16 protein-coding genes are annotated in these 19,017 nt (G+C 70.5%); 13 read left to right on the forward strand and 3 right to left on the reverse strand.

The window, feature by feature from the left end; translation table 11 throughout:
- Nucleotides 1-8: 8 nt before the first annotated feature.
- From KS03_RS18680 to msrQ, 4 genes are all read left to right on the forward strand, one after another.
- Nucleotides 9-2,189: a cytochrome c biogenesis protein ResB gene (locus tag KS03_RS18680; RefSeq protein ID WP_012734385.1), complete on the forward strand. Its 2,181-nt coding sequence runs from the start codon at nucleotides 9-11 to the stop codon at nucleotides 2,187-2,189.
- A 4-nt stretch (nucleotides 2,190-2,193) separates the two neighbouring features.
- On the forward strand, nucleotides 2,194-3,390 hold the full coding sequence (gene ccsB / locus KS03_RS18685; protein ID WP_012734386.1) for a c-type cytochrome biogenesis protein CcsB: 1,197 nt from the start codon (nucleotides 2,194-2,196) through the stop codon (nucleotides 3,388-3,390).
- Between the two features lie 166 nt (nucleotides 3,391-3,556).
- A complete protein-coding gene (gene msrP, locus KS03_RS18690; protein WP_012734387.1) occupies nucleotides 3,557-4,549 on the forward strand; it encodes a protein-methionine-sulfoxide reductase catalytic subunit MsrP in 993 nt (330 codons plus the stop codon).
- A 22-nt stretch (nucleotides 4,550-4,571) separates the two neighbouring features.
- Entirely contained in the window at nucleotides 4,572-5,243 is a 672-nt protein-coding gene (gene msrQ, locus KS03_RS18695; RefSeq protein ID WP_045678949.1) for a protein-methionine-sulfoxide reductase heme-binding subunit MsrQ, read from the forward strand.
- An 85-nt stretch (nucleotides 5,244-5,328) separates the two neighbouring features.
- Here msrQ and lysA read toward each other — a convergent pair whose 3' ends face one another.
- Together lysA and lptM are read right to left on the reverse strand one after the other, a co-directional pair.
- The gene (gene lysA / locus KS03_RS18700; RefSeq protein ID WP_012734389.1) at nucleotides 5,329-6,600 is read right to left on the reverse strand and encodes a diaminopimelate decarboxylase; all 1,272 of its coding nucleotides are present in this window, start codon (nucleotides 6,598-6,600) and stop codon (nucleotides 5,329-5,331) included.
- 6 nt (nucleotides 6,601-6,606) lie between these two features.
- Nucleotides 6,607-6,879, reverse strand: a complete 273-nt coding sequence (gene lptM / locus KS03_RS18705; protein ID WP_012734390.1) for an LPS translocon maturation chaperone LptM — start codon at nucleotides 6,877-6,879, stop codon at nucleotides 6,607-6,609.
- Nucleotides 6,880-6,915: 36 nt separating this feature from the next.
- Between lptM and cyaY the strand changes: the two genes are divergently transcribed.
- The gene (gene cyaY, locus KS03_RS18710) at nucleotides 6,916-7,242 is read left to right on the forward strand and encodes an iron donor protein CyaY (RefSeq protein WP_012734391.1); all 327 of its coding nucleotides are present in this window, start codon (nucleotides 6,916-6,918) and stop codon (nucleotides 7,240-7,242) included.
- Between the two features lie 81 nt (nucleotides 7,243-7,323).
- Here cyaY and KS03_RS18715 read toward each other — a convergent pair whose 3' ends face one another.
- Complete coding sequence (locus KS03_RS18715; protein ID WP_012734392.1) at nucleotides 7,324-9,765, reverse strand: penicillin-binding protein 1A; 2,442 nt, start codon at nucleotides 9,763-9,765, stop codon at nucleotides 7,324-7,326.
- A gap of 185 nt (nucleotides 9,766-9,950) precedes the next feature.
- On the opposite strand from KS03_RS18715, the gene pilM reads away from it, so the two are divergent.
- From pilM to ugpB, 8 genes are all read left to right on the forward strand, one after another.
- Nucleotides 9,951-10,901 carry a pilus assembly protein PilM gene (pilM, locus tag KS03_RS18720; protein ID WP_012734393.1) on the forward strand — a complete coding sequence of 317 codons (951 nt, stop codon included), beginning with the start codon at nucleotides 9,951-9,953 and terminating at the stop codon, nucleotides 10,899-10,901.
- Entirely contained in the window at nucleotides 10,898-11,584 is a 687-nt protein-coding gene (locus tag KS03_RS18725) for a hypothetical protein (protein WP_012734394.1), read from the forward strand. The genes pilM and KS03_RS18725 overlap by 4 nt, the downstream gene beginning before the upstream one ends.
- A 32-nt stretch (nucleotides 11,585-11,616) precedes the next feature.
- Nucleotides 11,617-12,552 (forward strand): hypothetical protein, encoded by a 936-nt coding sequence (locus tag KS03_RS18730; RefSeq protein WP_012734395.1) that lies wholly within the window; start codon nucleotides 11,617-11,619, stop codon nucleotides 12,550-12,552.
- Nucleotides 12,549-14,498, forward strand: coding sequence for a type IV pilus secretin PilQ (locus KS03_RS18735; RefSeq protein ID WP_045678876.1), 1,950 nt, complete (start codon nucleotides 12,549-12,551; stop codon nucleotides 14,496-14,498). Before KS03_RS18730 ends, KS03_RS18735 begins: the two co-directional genes overlap by 4 nt.
- A gap of 87 nt (nucleotides 14,499-14,585) precedes the next feature.
- On the forward strand, nucleotides 14,586-15,140 hold the full coding sequence (locus KS03_RS18740; protein ID WP_035979999.1) for a shikimate kinase: 555 nt from the start codon (nucleotides 14,586-14,588) through the stop codon (nucleotides 15,138-15,140).
- On the forward strand, nucleotides 15,137-16,216 hold the full coding sequence (aroB, locus tag KS03_RS18745) for a 3-dehydroquinate synthase (protein ID WP_012734398.1): 1,080 nt from the start codon (nucleotides 15,137-15,139) through the stop codon (nucleotides 16,214-16,216). Before KS03_RS18740 ends, aroB begins: the two co-directional genes overlap by 4 nt.
- A 39-nt stretch (nucleotides 16,217-16,255) precedes the next feature.
- Nucleotides 16,256-17,566 (forward strand): deoxyguanosinetriphosphate triphosphohydrolase, encoded by a 1,311-nt coding sequence (locus KS03_RS18750; protein ID WP_012734399.1) that lies wholly within the window; start codon nucleotides 16,256-16,258, stop codon nucleotides 17,564-17,566.
- Nucleotides 17,567-17,661: 95 nt separating this feature from the next.
- A complete protein-coding gene (gene ugpB / locus KS03_RS18755) occupies nucleotides 17,662-18,987 on the forward strand; it encodes a sn-glycerol-3-phosphate ABC transporter substrate-binding protein UgpB (protein WP_012734400.1) in 1,326 nt (441 codons plus the stop codon).
- Nucleotides 18,988-19,017 lie beyond the last annotated feature (30 nt).

The following is a 19,017-nucleotide window of genomic DNA, read 5'->3' on the forward strand; positions in this document are numbered from 1 at the left end:
GAGTGTCAATGAGCGTTACCACGTCAGGAATCCGGGCGAACTCGCGGCGCCGCATGCTGAACGCCGCCGTCGAGCTGATCAGCTCGATGCGCTTCGCGATCGCGCTGCTCGTCGTGCTGGCGATCGCGAGCATCATCGGCACCGTCCTCACGCAGGACGATCCCTACCCGAACTATGTGAACCAGTTCGGCCCGTTCTGGGCCGACATCTTTCGCGCACTCGGCCTCTACACGGTCTACAGCGCCTGGTGGTTCATGCTGATCCTGCTGTTCCTGGTGGCGTCGCTGTCGCTTTGCGTGATCCGCAACGGCCCGAAGATGCTGGCCGACGCGCGCAGCTGGAAGGACAAGGTGCGTGAAGGCAGCCTGCGCGCGTTTCATCACAAGGCCGAATACGCGGCGGCCGGCACGCGCGCCCAGGTGGCGGCCTCGCTCGCCGGATTCATCGGCAAGGCCGGCTACCGGCTCGTGGTGCGCGAGTCGGAGGCGGCGACGCTGATTTCCGCGAAGCGCGGCGCGATGACGAGGTACGGCTACATCGCCGCGCACCTCGCGATCGTCGTGATCTGCCTGGGCGGCTTGCTCGACAGCAACCTGCCGATCCATTTCCAGATGTGGCTGTTCGGCAAGTCGCCCGTGAACACCAGCGCGGCGATCAGCGAAATCTCGGCCGACCACCGGCTGTCGGCCTCGAACCCGACGTTTCGCGGCTACGCGTGGGTGCCGGAGGGCCAGTACGTGTCGACCGCGATCCTGAACCAGCCGAACGGCTCGCTGATCCAGGACCTGCCGTTCTCGATCCAGCTCGACAAGTTCATCGTCGACTACTATTCGACCGGCATGCCGAAGCTGTTCGCGAGCGATATCGTCGTGATCGATCGCGAGACCGGCAAGCGCATCCCGGCGCGCGTCGAGGTCAACAAGCCGTTTACCTACAAGGGCGTCTCGATCTACCAGTCGAGCTTCCAGGACGGCGGCTCGCAGATGCGGATGACGGCGTTCCCGATGACGGGCGCGCGCGACGCGACGTTCCCGGTGAACGGTACGATCGGCAACGCCGTGCCGCTCGCGGGCCATGACGGCGAGACGATCGAGTTCGCCGACTTCCGTGCCATCAACGTGGAGAACCTCACCGACGCGAGCGGCAAGACCGACGCGCGCGGCGTGAGCATGACGCACTCGCTCAAGGAGGCGTTCGACGAGCGGCTCGGCTCCGGCGCGAAGACCTCGACGCCCGTGAACTTGCGCAACGTCGGGCCGTCGGTGCAGTACAAGGTGCGCGGCAAGGACGGCCAGGCGCGCGAGTTCAACAACTACATGCTGCCCGTCGAGGTGGGCGGCGACCGCGTGTTCCTGGCCGGGGTGCGCGCGAGCCCGAACGACCCGTTCCGCTACCTGCGGATTCCCGCCGATGCCGACGATTCGATCGAGGGCTGGATGCGCATCCGTGCCGCGCTCGCGGATCCGGCCGTGCGCGCCGAGGCCGCGCGCCGCTTCGCGCAAGGTTCGCTGCCCGGCGCCGACGCGGCGCTGCGCACGCGCCTGGACGACAGCGCGCTACGCGTGCTGACCCTTTTCGCAGGCGCCGATGCGAGCTCGGGCCGCCAGCCCGACGGCGCCCCGGTCGGCGGCTTCCAGGCGGTGGCGAGCTTCATCGACCAGTCGGTGCCGAAGGCCGAGCAGGAGAAGGCCGCCGGCCTCTTGCTGCGCATGCTGGAGGGTGCCATGTGGCAGGTCTGGGAAGTCGCGCGCGAGCGGGCCGGCCTGAAGCCGGTCGCGCAGTCGGCCGAGGCGGCGCGCTTCGTGCAGAACACCATCAACGCGCTGTCGGACAGTTTCCTGTACGGTGCGCCGGTGTATTTGCGGCTCGATTCATATAAGCAGGTGCAGGCTTCGGTATTCCAGCTGACGCGCGCGCCTGGTAAGAATCTGGTGTATCTTGGCAGCCTGCTGCTGGTGTTCGGCATCTTTTCGATGTTCTACGTGCGCGAGCGCCGGCTGTGGTTCTGGCTCAAGGACACGCAAGCGGGCACGAGTGTCGTGATGGCGATGTCGAGCGCCCGCAAGACACTCGACTTCGAGAAGGAATTCGCGCAGACGCGCGACGCGGTCGGCGCGGTACTCGGTGCCGCACCCGCGGCAGCGGGCGCGGCCGAGCGCAAGACCGATCCCCACGACTCCCCACGGTAACGTCATGGATCTGACCCGTGTTTCTTCTTCCCCCGCCCCGCGCGGCCGCACGCAGGCGCCCGCCCCGGCGCCGCTGTTCGACGAGCGCCCGTTTCTGAGGCGCCTGTCCGTCGTCGACTGGCTGTTCGCGCTGGCGATGGTGGCGGGTGCCGGCTTCGCGCTCGTGCGTTACCAGGCGCGCATGGACTATTACGATCAGGCCGTGATGACGGGGTCGGCCGCCGCGCTGATCGTGCTCGGCTGGCGCTGGAAGCCCGCGCGCGCGCTGATGGCGTCGATCGCGGTGCTGTCGCTGCTGTCGCTGAATCTCTACCACGGCGAGCTGTCGCGCGCCGATTCGGTGTTCCTCCTCAAGTACTTGCTCTCCAGCCAGTCGGCGATCCTCTGGATGAGCGCGCTGTTCGTGTTCGCCACGGTGTTCTATTGGATCGGCATGCTGAGCCGCTCCGAAACCGGCACCGCGATCGGCCAGAAGATGACCTGGGCCGCCGTGCTGATGGGCTTCACGGGCCTGATGGTGCGCTGGTACGAGTCCTACCTGATCGGCGCCGACGTCGGCCACATCCCGGTGTCGAATCTCTACGAAGTGTTCGTGCTGTTCAGCCTCATCACGGCGCTGCTCTACCTGTACTACGAAGGGCACTACGGCACGCGCGCGCTCGGCGCGTTCGTGCTGCTCGTGATCAGCGCCGCGGTCGGCTTCCTGATGTGGTACTCGATCGCCCGCGACGCCCAGCAGATCCAGCCGCTCGTGCCGGCGCTGCAGAGCTGGTGGATGAAGATCCACGTGCCGGCCAACTTCATCGGCTACGGCAGCTTCGCGCTGTCGGCGATGGTCAGCGTGGCCTATCTGCTCAAGGAGCGCGGCGTGCTGGCCGATCGCCTGCCCGCCCTAGAGGTGCTCGACGACGTGATGTACAAGTCGATCGCGGTGGGCTTCGCGTTCTTCACGATCGCGACGATCCTCGGTGCGCTGTGGGCCGCCGAGGCGTGGGGCGGCTACTGGAGCTGGGACCCGAAGGAGACCTGGGCGCTGATCGTCTGGCTCAACTACGCGGCCTGGCTGCACATGCGGCTCATGAAGGGGCTGCGCGGCACCGTCGCTGCCTGGTGGGCGCTCACGGGCCTCGTCGTCACCACCTTCGCGTTCCTCGGCGTGAACATGTTCCTGTCGGGGCTGCACAGCTACGGCAAGCTGTGAGCCGGACGCCGTAGGCCGCGGCCCGAACCGAGCACGGCTCCGCAACCCGCCGCCGCACGCGCTCGTGCCCGGCGTTTCCGGGTCGGACCGCCGCGCGCCTCGCGCGCGGGCGGCGATCGATGCAACGCATGACCGCCGGCGCTTCGGCCCGGCGAGGAGACGCTTCATGTTGATCAGGACCACGCGCCGCCGGCTGCTGACCGGCGGCGACATCGCACCTCACGACATCACCGCGCCGTCGGTATTCGCGGCGCGCCGCGGCATGCTGCGTGCGGCGGGCGCCGCCGTGGCGGCCGGGCTCGGCGTGCCCGGCGCCGCGTCGGCGGCCTATCGCTCGCCGGACCCCGCCGCGCATCCGCTCGCCGCCGCCACCAACGCGAAGTTCGTGGTGCCCGACAAGGTCACGCCGTACCAGGACGTGACGACCTACAACAACTTCTATGAATTCGGCACCGACAAGGGCGACCCCGCGCGGCATGCCGGCTCGCTGCGCCCGCATCCTTGGCGCGTGAGCGTGGAGGGCGAGGTGAAGGCGCCGAAGGTCTACGACATCGACGCGCTGCTCAAGCTCGCGCCGCTCGAGGAGCGCGTGTACCGACATCGCTGCGTGGAGGGCTGGTCGATGGTGATACCGTGGATCGGCATCCCGCTCGCCGACCTGATCCGCCGCGTGCAGCCGACCGCGAACGCGAAGTACGTGCAGTTCGTCACGCTCGCCGATCCGTCGCAGATGCCGGGGCTGGCCGAGCCGATCCTCGACTGGCCCTACTCGGAGGGGCTGCGGCTCGACGAGGCAATGAATCCGCTCACGCTGCTGACGATGGGCGTCTACGGGCAGGTGCTGCCGAACCAGAACGGCGCGCCGGTGCGCATCGTGGTGCCGTGGAAGTACGGCTTCAAGAGCGCGAAGTCGATCGTGAAGATCCGCTTCGTCGAGCAGATGCCGAAGACGAGCTGGAACACCTACGCGCCGAACGAATACGGCTTCTTCTCGAACGTGAATCCCGAGGTCGATCATCCGCGCTGGAGCCAGGCGACCGAGCGGCGCATCGGCGAGGACGGCTTCTTCACGCCGAAGCGCAAGACGCTGATGTTCAACGGCTATGGCGATCTCGTCGCGTCGATGTATCGCGGCATGGATCTGCGCAAGAACTTCTAGGCGGCGCGCGGTGGACGAGAATCTGCAAGGCGCGTCGCGCGCCGTGCGCGGCGGCGGCCCGCGCGGGAGCACCGCGGTGCCGGCCGCGCCGCGCGCGCTGCGCATCGCGAAGGTGGCGGTGTTCACGGCCGGGCTGTATCCGCTCGCGCGGCTCGTGCTGCTCGGCGCGACGGGCGGACTCGGCGCGAACCCGATCGAGTTCGTGACGCGCTCGACCGGGCTTTGGACGCTCGTGATCCTCTGCGTGACGCTGGCCGTCACGCCGCTGCGGCGGCTGACAGGCGTGGCCGCGCTGCTGCGCCTGCGGCGCATGATCGGCCTGTTCGCGTTCTTCTACGCGACGCTGCACTTCATCACCTACTTCTGGTTCGACAAGTGGTTCGATCTCGCGGCGATCCTGAAGGACGTCGTGAAGCGGCCGTTCATCACCGTCGGCTTCGCGGCGTTCGTGCTGCTGATCGCGCTCGCGCTCACCTCGCCGCGCGCGATGGTGCGCCGGCTCGGCCGCCACTGGCAGCGGCTGCACCGGCTGATCTACGCGATCGCGCTGCTGGCGATCCTGCACTTCTGGTGGATGCGCGCCGGCAAGCACGATCTGGCGCTGCCCAAGCTCTACGGCGCGATCGTGCTGGTGCTGCTCGGCTGGCGCCTCGTGGCGGTGCTGGCGCGGCGGCGCGCCCGGGCCGCGGGCTAGGCCGGCCAAGAAAAAAGCGATGCGTCTTCACACGCATCGCTTTGCGGGGCCGTCGATGGACGCGGCGCCGTCGCGCCGGCCCGGCTCACGCCTCTTCGGGCAGGATCGCCTCGTTCTCGTACAGGCTCGCGATGGTTTCGCGCTGGCGCACCAGATAGGCGTTCTGGCCGTCGACGAGCACCTCGGCCGCGCGCGGGCGCGTGTTGTAGTTCGAGCTCATCGCGAAGCCGTAGGCGCCGGCCGAGCGGATCGCGAGCAGGTCGCCCGCGGCGATCGCGAGCGTGCGCTCGCGGCCGAGCCAGTCGCCGCTCTCGCAGACCGGGCCGACCACGTCGTAGACGGCGCTCGCATGCGCGCTGGTCTGCCTGACCGGCACGATCGCGTGATAGGCCTCGTACATCGCCGGGCGTGCCAGGTCGTTCATGCCCGCGTCGACGATCGCGAAGTTCTTCTCCTCGCCCGGCTTCAGGAATTCGACGCGCGTGAGCAGGATGCCGGCGTTGCCGGTCAGCGAGCGGCCCGGCTCGAAGCACAGCTCGCGGTGGCCATGGCCGCGCGCGTCGAGCTTCGCGAACAGCGCCTGCACGAACGCGCCGATGTCGGGCGGCGTCTCGTCGGCATAGGTGATGCCGAGCCCGCCGCCCACGTCGACGTGATGGATCGCGATGCCGTCCGCCTCGATCTGCTCGACCAGGTCGAGCACCTTGTCGAGCGCGTCGAGGTAGGGGCTCAGCTCGGTGATCTGCGAGCCGATGTGGCAGTCGATGCCGGCCACCTGCAGGTTCGGCAGCGCGTCGGCGGCGCGGTAGGTCGCGCGCGCGTCGGCGAACGCCACGCCGAACTTGTTGGCCTTCAGGCCGGTGGAGATGTACGGATGCGTCTTCGGATCGACGTCGGGGTTCACGCGCAGCGAGACCGGCGCGCGCTTGCCGAGCGAGCCCGCCACCGCGTTGAGGCGGTCGAGCTCCGGCACCGATTCGACGTTGAAGCACTTGACGCCGGCCTCGAGCGCGAGGCGCATCTCGTCGGCGCTCTTGGCCACGCCCGAGAACACCACGTGCTCCGCCTTGCCGCCCGCGGCGAGCACGCGCGCGAGTTCGCCGCCCGAAACGATGTCGAAGCCGGCGCCGAGCCGCGCGAACACGTTCAGCACGCCGAGGTTGCTGTTCGCCTTCACGGCGACGTGGAGCGACGCGCGGCGGCCCTCGCAGGCCTTGGCATAGGCCTGGTACGCGGCCGTCAGCGCGGCGCGCGAATAGACGTAGAGCGGCGTGTCGAAGTGGTCGGCGAGCTTGTCGGCCGGAATGCCTTCGGCGTGCAGCGTGCCGTCGACGTAGTCAAATGCGCGGTGAGTCATCCGGGATCATCGATTGGGGGTGGCGTCGGAGGCCGCGCCCGGCGAGGCGAGCGACGGCGAAAGCGTCAGTGACGCGCCGGCCGCGTCGTCCGGTGCCGGATCGGCGGCGGAGGCGGCAGCGGGGGCCGACGCCGCGTCGTCGGCGGCTGGCGGTTGCGTCATTTCGATCGGTTTGGGAGGCAACGGCGGCACGGTGGGCAGATAGAGCGCACCGCGTTGACCGCAGCCGGCAAGCGCCAAAGCCGCTACAATCGCGCTCATCTGGAAAACGACTCGCATGATCGTCCCTAAACAATTGAATCGACAGAGTCTAGCATGAGCGACACTGAATACCTGACCCGCGCCGAGGCCGTGCTGGCCGCCGTCGAGCGCTGCGTGGACGAGGCCAACGAGGGCGACCTCGACATCGATCTGGGCCGCAACGGCAGCGTCGTCACGCTGACCTTCGAGAACGGCACCAAGATCATCGTGAACCTGCAGCCGCCGATGAAGGAGGTGTGGATCGCGGCGAAGTCGGGCGGCTATCACTTCCGCTATGTCGACGGCGCGTGGCGCGACACGCGCTCGGGCAACGAGTTCTTCGCGGCGCTGACGCAGTACGCGACCGAGCAGGCCGGCGAGCCGGTGAGGTTCAGCGCCTGAGCGCAGCGGCCGAGCGTGGTGCCGATGGAAAAAGAGCGACCCGCGGGTCGCTCTTTTTTCGTGGCAGGGCGGTGCGGCGCCTCAGTTGCCGCCCTGGAACAGGTTCATGATGTCCTGCTTTTCCTGCGCGTCGACGTGCGGGATCGACGCGTCGTCGGGTGAGGCCGCCTGCACGCCGATGGTCGACACGAAGCCGTGGCCCGGCGTGAATTCGCTGAAGAACAGCTCGTCGCCGATGGTCGTGACGCCGTCGGGCATCGGCATCTTGTACTCGGGCACGTTCTTCAGCGACGGCCCCATGTAGTCGATCCAGACCGGCAGCGCGAGGCCGCCGCCCGTCTCGCGGTCGCCGAGGCTGCGCGGGTTGTCGTAGCCGATCCAGGCGATCGCGGCGAGCGTGTGCTGGAAGCCCGCGAACCACGCGTCGCGCGAATCGTTGGTGGTGCCGGTCTTGCCGCCCAGGTCGGTGCGCTTGAGCACGTTGGTCTTCGCGCCGGTGCCGCGCTGCGCCACGCTCTGCAGCAGGCTGTTCATCACGTAGGCGTTGCGCGCGTCGATCGCGCGCGGTGCGCTCTGCCCGGCCACCAGCGGCTGTGCGCGCGCCACCACGTTGCCGCTCGAATCGGTCACCTCGGCGATCAGGTACGGGTTCACGCGATAGCCGCCGTTGGCGAACACCGAGTAGGCGCCCGCCATCTGCAGCGGCGTGACGAGCCCCGCGCCGAGCGCCATCGGCAGGTAGGCCGGATGGCGCTCGGCGTCGAAGCCGAAGCGCGTGATGTACTGCTGCGCATACTTGGTGCCGATGTAATTGAGGATCCGGATCGAGACCAGGTTGCGCGAGCGCATCAGCGCCGTGCGCATCGGCTCAGGCCCGTCGAAGCCGCCGCCGTAGTTCTTCGGCTCCCACGGCTGGCCACCCGTCTCGGCCGCGCTGAAGAACAGCGGCGCGTCGTTGATGATGGTGGCCGGCCCCAGGCCCTTGTCGAGCGAGGCCGAGTAGATGAACGGCTTGAAGCTCGAACCGGGCTGGCGCCACGCCTGCGTGACGTGGTTGAACTTGTTCTTGTTGAAGTCGAAGCCGCCCACCAGCGAGCGGATCGCGCCGTCCTGCGGCACGATCGAGACGAACGCGCCCTCGATCTGCGGCAGTTGCGTGATTGCCCAGTCGCCGCCGTCGTTCTTCATCACGCGCACGATCGCGCCGGGCCGGATGCGCCGGTTCGGCTGCGCGTTGGCGGCCAGCGAGGCCGCGGCGAAGCGCAGGCCCGGGCCTTCGAGCGTCGTGCCGCTGCCGTCGGCGAAGGCGATGCGCACCTGCTTCGGATTCGCGTCGGTGACCACCGCCGCGATCAGCTCGCCGTTGTCGGGGTGGTCGAGCAGCGCGTCGGCGATCGCCTGCTCGCGCTGGGCGGGCTCGGCCGGCAGCTCGATGAACGCCTCCGGGCCGCGATAGCCGTGGCGGCGCTCGTAGTCCATCAGGCCGCGGCGCAGCGCCTGGTAGGCGAGCGTCTGGTCCGCCGAGTCGACCGTCGTCACGACGTTGAAGCCACGCGTGTAGGTTTCGTCCTTGTATTGCGCGTACATCATCTGCCGCACCATCTCGGCGATGTACTCGGCGTGGACGCTGTATTCGCGCGTCGCGCTCTTGACCACCAGCGGCTGCGCGACCGCCTCGTCGTATTGCGCGCGCGTGATGAAGTTCAGCTCGAGCATGCGCTCGAGGATGTACTGCTGGCGCACCTTGGCGCGCTTCGGGTTGACCACCGGATTGTAGGCCGACGGCGCCTTCGGCAGCCCCGCGAGCATTGCCGCCTCGGCCAGCGTGAGGTCCTTGAGGTCCTTGCCGAAGTAGACGCGCGCCGCGCTCGCGAAGCCGTAGGCACGCTGGCCGAGATAGATCTGATTCATGTAGACCTCGAGAATCTGATCCTTCGTCAGCGCGCGCTCGATCCGGTACGACAGCAGCATCTCGTAGATCTTGCGCGTGTAGGTCTTCTCGCTCGACAGGAAGAAGTTGCGCGCGACCTGCATCGTGATCGTGCTCGCGCCCTGCGTGGCGTGGCCGTTGGTCAGCGCCACCATGCCGGCGCGCGCGATGCCCATCAGGTCGACGCCGCCGTGCTCGTAGAAGCGCGCGTCCTCGATCGCGAGGATCGCCTTCTTCAGCGAATCCGGCACGTCCTGGATATGGACGACGTCGCGGCGCTCCTCGCCGAACTCGCCGATTAGCACGTGATCGGCCGTGTAGATGCGCAGCGGCACCTTCGGCCGGTAGTCGGTGAGCGCGTCGAGCGAGGGCATGTTCGGCCAGGCCACCACCAGCGCGTAGCCGAGCACCAGCCCCGCGCACAGCGCGAGCGCCACGCACAGGCCGACGAAGCCGAGCAGCAGCTTCAGCCATAGCGGCCGCTTGCGCGGCGGCGGCGGCGGGGGAGGCGGCGGTTCGACAGCCGGCGGCTGGGGCGGAGGCGGTTCCGAGGCCGGCGGCGGGGGCGGGGGAGTCGTGGGGTGCATAGGCATACCGGAAAACAGTGCAGCGATTATAAACGTCCGCTATGGGCATTCCTGGTGCATCGGCGCGTTCCGCGTCGCGCCGGCCTGCCTCGGGCCGGCCGGCCGTTCGGCCGACTGGTCGCGCGCCGGTCGGCCGGCAACAATTCCCGTCATGCCGTGCCCGTGCCGCACGGCGGCCGGGAGGGCCGATCATGACGGGGTATCGACAATGGATGGCCGGGCGGCGGCTTGCCGCCGGCATCGATGTGGGACAGGACGTGGTGCGGGTCGCGTTCGTGAGCCGGCGCGGCAGCGTGATTGGCATCGAGCGGCTGGAGTGCGAGCCGCTCGATGCGTCGCACGACGTGGCGGGCGGTGACTGGGCGGCGGTGACGCGCGCGCTGGCACGCGTGGCCGGGCGGGCCGGCGCGCGGCTGCCGGTCGGCCGGATGCCGGCGGCGATGGCGCTGTCGTGCCGCGAGGTCGCGATGTCGATGCTCGACGCGCGCCTCGCGGCGGACGGCCCGCTCGAACCGGCCGTGCTGGTCGAGGCCGAGCGCGCCACCGGCATGGCGCGCGATTCGCTCGCGATCGACTGGTGCGTCAACGACATCCTGCATCCCGGACGCGTGATGATCGCGTCGACCGACCGCGCGCGCATCGACGTGCGCGTCGAGGCGGCGGCGGCGGCCGGCTTCGGCCTGACCGCGATCGACGGCGAGCCGCATGCGGCGTTGCGAGCGATCCGGCAGGTCGCCGCGCTCGAGGTCGAGGCCGATGCGCCCTACGCGGCAATCTGGATCGGCGCCGGCGGCATGGACGGCTGGCGCGTCGAGGCGACTACCGCAACGACCCACGTGCGAGCGCCGTCGCCGGCCCGCGCGAGCGTTGCCGACGCGCTGCGCGAGCTGGCGCGGCGCGGCGGCGAGATCGATTGCGCGTTCGTGGGCGGGGCGCTCGACGAAGGCGTCGAGGATGACGCGCGCGGTGGGCCCGGCGCGATCGCGGCGCGGCTTGCCGAAATCGGCGACCTGCTCGGCTGTGCCGCACTGCCGTTCGAATGCGCGGCGTATTGCCGGCGGCCCGGGATCGATGCGGCGGCGTGCCATTCGCCGCGCTTCGCGGTGGCGTTCGGGCTCGGCCTGCGCGGGGTGTGCGAATGAGCGCGCGACGGCGGCTCGCGGTGGTGCCGCCGCGCGCGGTGATGCGAGACCCGGCGCGGTGCCGCGCCTGGCTGGGCGGCTTCAATCTGATGCCGTACCGGCAGCGCGAGGCTCGGCTGCGGCGCCGGCGGCGCGCCGCCGAATTCGCGGGCGCGGCCTGCGTCGGTCTGGCGGCGGCGGCGCTCTCGTGCGCCGGGCAGGTACGCGAGCGCATGCGGCTCGACACGCGGCGCATGGCCATCGAGCAGCAGCTGGCGCAGTGGGCGCCGCAACTGCGTGCCGCCGATGCGGCGGCGCGCGAGTCAGCCGCGCGACGCCGGCACGAGACGGTGGCGGCCGAGCAGGCGCGGCCGCTGGCGCGGGCGGTGGCGCTGTTCGATGCGCTGCGCGCGCTCGACTACCGCGCGGTGAGGCTGCTCGGGCTGCGGCAGGCGGACGGCGGCGCGCGGCTCGATGCGCAGGCGCGCGGTCCGCTCGCCGCGGCGCGCTGGGTCGAGCGGCTGCGCGAGACGCGGGCCGACTGGCGGGTCGAGGTGGCAGGCATCGACGCGGGCGAGCGCGAGCCGGCCACGGGCGGTTCGCGCGCGATCCGCTTCGTGGTACGGGTTCGCTGGCCGCACGGCGGCCAGCGGCCGCCGGCCGTGGTGAGCCGTGGCGGCGCCAGCGGCGGGGAGCGAGGCTGATGGCGGACTGCAAACGGCGCGGCGGTAGCCGCATGACGATGTTGCGCATCCCGGCCTACCACGGCGCCACGAAGCTGGTGGTGCTCGGCTGCGTGGCGGGCGCCGTCGGTGTCGTGCTGCGCGCCGCCGGCGACGAGCGCGACTTGAGCGGGCTCGGCCAGGCTCGGCGGCGGCTTGATGCGGCCATCTCGGCGCGCGGCCAGGCCGAGCGGCGCTTGCGCGCGGGGCGGCCCGGGCAGGCCGCCCCGCGAACGGCGCCGGCCCGTGCGCGGGCAGCGGCGCTGCCGCATGAAGCGCCGCTGCCCGCCCCGCGAGCGGCGGCATCGGCGGCACCGATCGCCGCTGCGGCGCGCGGGTCGCGGCCGCCGTTCGTGGCTTCCCAGCCGTCGCGGCACGACGGTCCGTTCGTTCGCGACGCGGTGTGGTTGCTTGCCATCGCCGCGCACGAGAGTGGCCTGCGGATCGGTCGCCTCGGTCCCGCGCCGGCCGAGCACGGCAAGCACGGCGCGGCCGCCGGGCGGCGTTACGACCTCGCCGGCACCGGCAGCTTCGGCGAGGTCGCGCGCTGGCTCCGTGCGCTCGCGCGCGAGCCGGCGACGTTCGCGCCGCTCAGCCTCGAAGTCACGCGGCGCGGCGGTGGTGCCGTGTTTTCGGCGCGCTTCTCGGTCCATGACGGCGGAGGGCGGCCTGCGGCGGGCAGCGGCCTGGCGCCGGCCGCGCTGCCGGCGGCCGACGCGTTCGAGTTCGGCGGCGCCGAGGCGGTCGCCATGCCGCGTGTCGCCGGCATCCTGCGCGACGCGCGCGGCGGCCTCGCGCTGCTCGACGCCGGCGGGCGGGCGCGGTCGGCGGCGGTCGGCGAGCGGATCGGCGCCGAGCGGATCACGCGCATCGCGGCCGACGGCGTCTGGCTCGAAGCCGACGACGGCCGCGAGCAGCGCGTGGCTCTGGGCGCGGAGACGATCCGATGAGCCGCCTGGCCGGCCTGATGGTGCGGATGATGGCCGTGGCGGGACTCGTGGTCGCCGCCGAAGCGGCGGCGCCGGCGAGCCTGCCGCCGCTGCCGGTCGCCGTGTCCACGAACGCCGGGGTCGGGGCGGCCGGCGTCCCGCCGATCGCCGACGGCGACGACGCACGGCCGCTCGACGCCGGCGACGACGGCGAGCGCGGCATGAGCGGGCTCGACGGCGCTGCCGGTCGCAACGGCGGCGGCGATGATGACGCGGCACCGGCCGAGCCGCGACATGGCGCGGCGCGGGGCCGTGCATCGGGCTCCGCCGCCGCGGCGAACGCACTGAGCCCGGCCGGCTTGCCGGTTGCTTTGCCCGGGGCCTCGGTCGACGCACGCGCGCCCGCGTCGGGCACGGCCTCGGGCGCCGTGCCCGACGGCGTGGATCCGGCCGGGGATCGGCCGCCGGCCGGCGCCGGCACGCGAGCGGCCGGGGCTGCCGAGGCCGGCTCCGCCGCCGCCCCGCCCGCGCTCGAGGGGCCGCCGGTCCCGCTGCCGGCCCCGGTCCGGCTGTCCGCCGCGCCGGCCGGCGTGCACGGCAGTCATGGCCTGCACGGGCATCGCCGGATCTCGCTCGATCTGCAGCAGGCGCCGCTTGCGGCCGTGTTCGACGCGTTCGCGCGTTTCACGGGGCAGAGCATCGTGTTGAGTGGTCGCGTACAAGGTGCCGCCACGCTGCGGCTGCGTGACGTGCCATGGCGCGACGCGTTCGACGCGCTGCTCGATGCGAACGGGCTCGCGATGGCACGGCGCGGCGGCGTGATCTGGGTCGCGCCGGTGGCCGAGCTGGCGGCGCGCGAGCGGGCACGCTTCGAAACCCATGCGCGCACGGCCGCGCTGGAGCCGCTCGCGAGCCGCGCCTTCGTGCTGCGCTACCCGCGCGCCAAGGACGTCGCGCGGCTGCTCACGGGCGGCGCCGCGGGGCAGCGTGTGCTGTCGCGGCGCGGCTCGGTGCTGGCCGATCCGCGCACGAATCTGCTGTTCGTGACCGACCTCGACGGCCGGCTCGCGCAGATCGCCGCGCTGCTCGCGCAGCTCGACCGGCCATCGCGACAGGTGCTGATCGAGGCGCGCATCGTCGAGGGCGAGCGCGGCTTCTCGCGCGAGCTCGGGGCGCGCCTCGCGCTGCGCTCGAGCGCGTGGGGCGGCAGCCGGGCGGGCGCCGGTGCCGGCGGTTCGGGCGGTTCGGATGGCGGCGCGGGGGGCGCCGCCATGCCCGACTCGAACCCCGGGGGCGCCGCGACCGGCATCGTCGGCGGCCCCGGCGGACGGCTGCTGGACCTGTCGGCGCGCCCGCTCGCGGGATTCGAGGCGGCCACGGCCGGCCTCACGCTGTTTGTCGCCGGCGCGAGCCGCCTGCTCGATCTGGAGCTGAGCGCGCTCGAAGCGCAAGGCCGCGGGCGGATCGTGTCGAGTCCGCGCATCGTCACCGCCGATCGGGCGCCCGCGCTGATCGAGCAGGGCACCGAGCTGCCGTATCAGGCCAAGGTCGGCCTCGGCGTGTCCGGCGTGCAGTTCCGCCGCGCCACGCTCAAGCTCGAGGTCGAGCCGCAGATCACGCCCGAGGGCCACGTGGTGCTCGATCTCGACGTGGCCAAGGACAGCGTCGGCGAGTCCACCGACGCCGGGCCGGCGATCCACACCAAGCACGTGCGCACGCGCGTGGAGATTGAAAATGGGGGTACGGTTTCGATCGGCGGCATCTACGAGAGCGATCGGCGGGACGATGTGACTCGGGTGCCGGTCTTGGGCAAAATACCGATGCTGGGCGCGCTGTTCCGCCATCGGGCGCGGCGCCAGCGGACCGCGGAACTGGTCGTCTACATCACGCCGCGCGTGGTCGGCGCGCAGAACGGTCCGCCGGCGGGCGGCCCCGGCTCGGGGGACGAGTCGGCGGCGGCCCGCTGACCGCCCGCGACGGGTGCGCTCGACAAGGCAAGCGCTTTGCCAGTAAGCTGCGCCACACCACCAGCCAGATTGAAACAGAGGAAGCCGTTGCAAGCGCGGGATCCATACGCAAGCGTATTTTTCGTCGGACTCATGGGGGCCGGTAAGACCACCGTGGGTCGGGCCGTCGCGCGCCGTCTCGACCGGCCCTTCTTCGATTCCGATCACGAAATCGAAGCACGTACCGGTACGCGGATCCCGGTCATTTTCGAACTCGAGGGCGAGACCGGTTTTCGCGACCGCGAGGAAAAGATGATCCACGAGCTCACGCTGCGCGGCAATGTCGTGCTCGCGACCGGCGGCGGCGCCGTGATGCGCCCAGCAAACCGCGACGCGCTGCGTTCGCGCGGCATCGTCATCTATCTGCGTGCGAACCCGCACGATCTCTGGCTGAGAACCCGCAAGGACAAAAATCGCCCGCTGCTGCAGACGGAAGATCCGAAGGCCCGGCTCGAAGCCTTGTACGAGGTGCGCGATCCGCTCTACCGCGAATGCGCGCACTTCGTGATCGAAACCGGCCGTCCGTCGGTCAACGGACTCGTCAACATGGTGCTGATGCAGCTCGAGCTGGCCGGCATCGTCGCCAAGCCGCTACAAGCATGATTACCGTCAACGTCGACCTGGGCGACTGCGCCTACCCGATTCATATCGGCGACGGCCTGATCGGCCGCACCGAACTGTTTGCCCCGCACATCAAGGGCGCCGCCGTCACCGTCGTCACCAATACCACCGTCGATCCGCTCTATGGCGACGCGCTGCGCGCCGCGCTCGCACCGCTCGGCAAGCAGGTCGATACCGTGGTGCTGCCCGACGGCGAATCCTACAAGCAGTGGGAAACGCTGAACCTGATCTTCGACGGGCTGCTCGGCTCGCGCGCCGATCGCAGGACCACCCTGGTCGCGCTCGGCGGCGGCGTGGTGGGCGACATGACCGGCTTCGCGGCCGCCTGCTACATGCGCGGCGTGCCGTTCATCCAGGTGCCGACCACGCTGCTGTCGCAGGTCGATTCGTCGGTCGGCGGCAAGACCGGCATCAACCATCCGCTCGGCAAGAACATGATCGGCGCGTTCTACCAGCCGCAAGCGGTGATCGCCGACATCGGCGTGCTGCGCACGCTGCCCGCGCGCGAGCTCGCGGCCGGCATCGCCGAGGTGATCAAGACCGGCGCGATCGCCGACTCGGCGTTCTTCGACTGGATCGAGGCGAACGTCGAGGCATTGAACCGCCGCGATCCGGCCGCACTCGCCGAGGCGGTGCGGCGCTCGTGCGAGATCAAGGCCAGCGTGGTGGCCGCCGATGAGCGCGAGGGCGGGTTGCGCGCGATCCTCAATTTCGGCCACACCTTCGGCCATGCGATCGAGGCCGGTCTCGGCTACGGCGAATGGCTGCACGGCGAGGCGGTGGGCTGCGGGATGGTGATGGCGGCCGACCTGTCGGTACGCGTCGGCCGGCTCGACGACGCGGCGCGCCAGCGCCTGAACCGCGTGATTGCCGCCGCGCACCTGCCGGTGCGCGCACCGGACCTCGGCGCCGGCCGCTACCTCGAACTGATGCAAGTCGACAAGAAGGCGGAAGCAGGGGCGATCAAGTTCATCCTGCTAGACCGGATCGGCGCCTCGTCGATCACCTCCGCGCCCGACGAGGCGGTGCGGGCGACGCTCGAGGCCGCGATCCGGTAACACGGCGCCGGATCGGCCGGCGCCCCAGTGGAGGAGTCAGTGAGCGAAACACCGCGCGAATTGCCACACCCTATCGACGACAGGCGGGCCGCCGCTGCCCCATCCGGCCCGCGGCCGGCGCCGCCCGCGGCGCCCGCATCACCCGGGCCAGCGGTTTGCCCCGCTACGCCAGCCGAGCGAGGCGGCCGGGCCAGCGGCCCCGTCGCGGCGCCCACCGTCGCCGCGCTCGAGGCGCACCTGGCGCCCTACGCGGCCCATGCCTCGCGCACGCGCGGGCGCCGCCATCCCGAGAGCCCGCCGGCCGCGCGCACCGAGTTCCAGCGCGATCGCGACCGCATTGTCCATTCCACCGCGTTTCGCCGGCTCGAATACAAGACGCAGGTGTTCGTGAACCACGAGGGCGACCTGTTCCGCACGCGGCTCACGCACAGTCTCGAGGTCGCGCAGATCGCCCGCTCGGTGGCGCGCAACCTGCGCCTGAACGAGGATCTGGTGGAGGCGATCTCGCTCGCGCACGACCTCGGCCACACGCCGTTCGGCCATGCGGGCCAGGACGCGCTCAATGCCTGCATGCGTGAGCATGGCGGCTTCGAGCACAACCTGCAGAGCCTCGCCGTGGTGGACGAGCTCGAGCAGCACTACGGCGCGTTCGACGGACTCAACCTCTGCTTCGAGACGCGCGAGGGCATCCTCAAGCACTGCTCGCGCGAGAACGCACGCCGGCTCGGCGCACTCGGCGAGCGCTTTCTCGAAGGACGCCAGCCGTCGCTGGAGGCGCAAATCGCCAACATCGCCGACGAGATCGCCTACAACAATCACGACGTCGACGACGGCCTGCGCTCGGGCCTGATCAGCTTCGAGCAACTGGCAGGCGTGGCGCTCTGGCGCCGCCACTACGACGCGGCGCTCGCCGATTTTCCGTCGATCGAGGGGCGCCGCCTCGTTCACGAAACGGTGCGCCGCATCATCAACACGCTGATCGTCGATCTGATCGACGCCACCACGCGCAACCTGACCGAGCACGCGCCGGCCTCGCTCGACGACGTGCGCCGCTGCCCGCCGCTCGTCGCGCACAGCGCCGTGATCGCGGCCGAGGCAGCCGAGCTCAAGCGCTTCCTGTTCCAGAATCTCTATCGCCACTACAAGGTGATGCGCATGGCCAACAAGGCGCAGCGCGTCATCAAGGGCCTGTTCGACGCCTTCACGGGCGATTCGCGCCTGCTGCCGCCCGCCTACCAGCACGCGGATCCGGCCCTGCAGGCGCGGCTCGTCGCGCATTACATCGCCGGCATGACCGACCGTTTCGCGCTGAAGGAATACCAACGCCTTTTTGTCATGGACGAGAATTAGACTGCCCGGTCCGGCTCGGCGCGGACAAACACGCTGGGTTGGCACCCACGCGGGCGGCTGTTCGAGCCGCGCCGCCATATAACGGAGATAGGTCGATGAGAGTCAACACCGTGGTTCGCTCGCTGGCTGCCGGCGGCGCGATCTGGTTCGGCATGCAGGGCGCCGCGTTCGCGGCCACCGAGATCCAGTTCTGGCACGCGATGGAGGCGGCGCTCGGCGACAAGGTCAACGCGATCGCCGAGCAGTTCAACGCCTCGCAGAGCGACTACCGGATCGTGCCGGTATTCAAGGGCACCTACGACCAGGCGCTCGCGGCCGGCATCGCGGCCTACCGCAGCGGCAACGCGCCGGCGATCCTGCAGGTGTACGAGGTAGGCACCGCCACCATGATGCAGGCCAAGAAGGCCGTGCTGCCCGTCTCCGAGGTGTTCCGGCAGGCCGGCGTGCCGCTCGACGAGAAGGCCTTCGTGCCGACCGTGGCGAGCTATTACAGCGACGCGAAGACGGGCCACCTGATGTCGATGCCGTTCAACAGCTCGACGCCGTTGCTCTACTACAACAAGGATTGGTTCAAGAAGGCCGGGCTCGATCCGAACCAGCCGCCGAAGACCTGGGCCGAGGTGAAGACCGACGCCGAGAAGCTGCGCCGCGCCGGCGCGACCTGCGGCTACACCACGGGCTGGCAGGGCTGGATCCAGATCGAGAACTACAGCGCTTGGCACGGCCTGCCGGTCGCCACGCGCAACAACGGCTTCGACGGCACCGACGCGGTGCTCGAATTCAACAAGCCGCAGCAGGTCGCCCACATCCAGTTCCTGCAGCAGATGGCCAGGGACGGCACCTATACCTATGCCGGCCGCAAGGACGAGGCGACCGGCAAGTTCTACAGCGGCGACTGCGCGATCATGACGACCTCGTCGGGCGCGCTCGCGACGATCCGCAAGTACGCCAAGTTCGATTTCGGCACCGGCATGATGCCGTACGACGACAACGTGAAGGGCGCGCCGCAGAACGCGCTGATCGGCGGCGCGAGCCTGTGGGTGCTGGGCGGCAAGGACGCGAACACCTACAAGGGCGTCGCGAAGTTCCTCGCCTACCTCAGCTCGCCGGCGGTCGCCGCGAAGTGGCATCAGGACACGGGCTACCTGCCCGTCACCACGGCCGCCTACGACCTCACCCGCGAGCAGGGCTTCTACGCCAGGAACCCGGGGGCCGACACCGCGATCAAGCAGATGCTGAACAAGCCGCCGCTGCCGTTCACGAAGGGGCTGCGCCTCGGCAACATGCCGCAGATCCGCACCATCGTCGACGAGGAGCTCGAACAGGTCTGGGCGCAGAAGAAAACACCGCAGGCCGCGCTCGATTCGGCCGTCGCGCGCGGCAACGAGCTGCTGCGCCGCTTCGAGAAGCAGGGTTCCTGAGCCTCGCCCGGCCGCGCGCGGGCGCGCGAG

The sequence above is a fragment of the Burkholderia glumae LMG 2196 = ATCC 33617 genome, from assembly GCF_000960995.1.
Taxonomy (GTDB): domain Bacteria; phylum Pseudomonadota; class Gammaproteobacteria; order Burkholderiales; family Burkholderiaceae; genus Burkholderia; species Burkholderia glumae.